Source organism: Nguyenibacter vanlangensis (assembly GCF_013376155.1).
Taxonomy (GTDB): Bacteria; Pseudomonadota; Alphaproteobacteria; order Acetobacterales; family Acetobacteraceae; genus Gluconacetobacter; species Gluconacetobacter vanlangensis.
Genome location: NZ_JABXXP010000493.1, coordinates 1 through 2,129, shown reverse-complemented (window position 1 = coordinate 2,129; position 2,129 = coordinate 1). Strand labels below are relative to the sequence as shown.

At 67.4% G+C, this 2,129-nt stretch carries 1 protein-coding gene and 1 pseudogene; both read left to right on the top strand.

The window, feature by feature from the left end:
- Positions 1-19 precede the first annotated feature (19 nt).
- Positions 20-1,945, top strand: coding sequence for a potassium transporter Kup (locus HUK84_RS15740; RefSeq protein WP_218064409.1), 1,926 nt, complete (start codon positions 20-22; stop codon positions 1,943-1,945).
- Positions 1,935-2,129 (top strand): annotated as a pseudogene (locus HUK84_RS15735) (radical SAM family heme chaperone HemW); the annotation flags it as partial. The gene HUK84_RS15740 and the pseudogene HUK84_RS15735, both read left to right, overlap by 11 nt.

Sequence of the window (2,129 nt, the reverse complement as noted above, 5' to 3'; positions counted from 1 at the left end):
GGCGGTGGACGGCGCGGCCATGGCGGCTCCCGACGCGCCGCCGCGCATCACCGAATTCGGCGCCGACCAGCACGAGCACGTGGCCGGTCCGGTGGGGTTCGCGGCGCTGCTGGGCGTGCTGGGCGTGGTGTTCGGCGATATCGGCACCAGCCCGCTCTACGCCCTGCGCTCGACCATCCTGATCGTCTCGCGGCACCATATGATCGAACCGTGGGAAGTACTGGGCGTCGAAAGCCTGATCATCTGGTCGCTGTTCCTGATCGTCACCGTCAAATACGTGCTGCTGATCATGCGCGCCGACCATAATGGCGAGGGCGGCATCATCGCGCTGATGTCCCTGGCCCAGCGCGTCTCGGACAATACGCGGCTGAAACTGTTCCTGGGCATGGCCGGCATCGCCGGGGCCTGCCTGTTCTTCGGCGACGGGCTGATCACCCCGGCCATCTCGGTGCTCTCCGCCGTCGAGGGGCTCGAAGTCAGCTTCCCCGCCGCCAGCCGGCTGGTCATCCCGCTGGCCATCGTCGTGCTGATCGGCCTGTTCAGCGTGCAATCCTACGGCACCGGCCGGGTGGGGGCGATCTTCGGCCCGGTCATGCTGGTGTGGTTCAGCATGCTGGGCATCCTCGGCACGCTGGAAATCCTGCGCCATCCGGGCATCCTGTGGGCGATCTCGCCGGTCTACGCCGTGCGCTTCATCGCCTTCCACGGCTGGCTGTCCTTCATCGCCCTGGGCGCGGTCGTGCTGTCCGTCACGGGGGCCGAGGCGCTCTATGCCGACATGGGCCATTTCGGCCGCGCGCCCATCCGCTATGCGTGGCTGTTCTGCGTGCTGCCCTGCCTGGCGCTCAACTATCTCGGCCAGGGCGCTCTGATCATCGCCAGCCCCGCGACGCTCAGCAATCCGTTCTTCCTGCTCGGCCCCGCCTGGGCGCAGATCCCGATGATCGTCCTGTCCACCTTGGCGACGGTGATCGCCAGCCAGGCCGGGATCTCGGGCGGCTTTTCCCTGTGCCGGCAGCTCATCCAGCTCGGCTACCTGCCGCGCATGCGCATCACCCACACCAACAAGATGGAAGAGGGGCAGATCTACCTGCCCGAATTCAACCGCTTCCTGATGGTCGGCGCGCTGACGCTGGTGGTGGCGTTCCGCAGTTCCGACGCCCTGGCCTCGGCCTACGGCATCGCGGTGACCGGCACCTTCATGTGTACCTGCGTGCTGGCCCTGGTGGCGTTCCGCCGCCTCTATCACTGGTCGCGCCTGGCCGCCACCTTCACCTTCGGCGGCTTCTTCGTCATGGACAGCGTGTTCTTCGCGTCCAACGCGCTCAAGATCCCGCAGGGCGGCTGGGTGCCGGTGCTGCTGGGCATCGTGCTGACCCTGATGATGACGACCTGGAAACGCGGCCGCAGCCTGATCATGAACCGGCAGAAGCTGGACAGCCTGCCGGTCAATTCCTTCCTGGCCCGCCTGCCCCAGTCGCGCACCATCCGCGTACCCGGCACGGCGGTGTTCATGACCGCGACGCCCGAATTCGTGCCCACCTGCCTGCTGCACAACCTCAAGCACAACAAGGTACTGCACGAGCACGTGCTGTTCGTCACCGTCCAGACGCTCGACCAGCCCGAGGCCGCGCGCGGCCACCGCGTGGCGCTGCAGCAGCTCGCGCCCGATATCTACCGGGTGATCCTGCGCTACGGCTTCATGGAGACCCCCAACCTCCCCCGCGCGCTCGAAGACCTCAAGACGAACGGCGTCGATTTCGACGCCATGCAGGCGTCCTATTTCACCAGCCGGGAATTGCTGGTCCGCTCCTCGGTGCCCAAGATGTCGCGCTGGCGGATGTCGCTGTTCCTGCTGATGGCGCGCAACGCCACCCCCGCCACCGAATTCTTCCGCATCCCGCCCGACCGGGTGGTGGAACTGGGCGTGCGGCTTGCCATCTGACGCCCCTGCCCCTGTCCCGTCCGGGGGCGCCGAACCCCTGGCGCTCTACATCCACTGGCCGTTCTGCCTGGCCAAGTGCCCCTATTGCGACTTCAACAGCCATGTCCGCGACACCATCCCGCAAGCCCGCTTCGCCGCCGCCCTGCGCCGCGAACTGGCGCACGAGGCCGCGCGGCTGAACGCC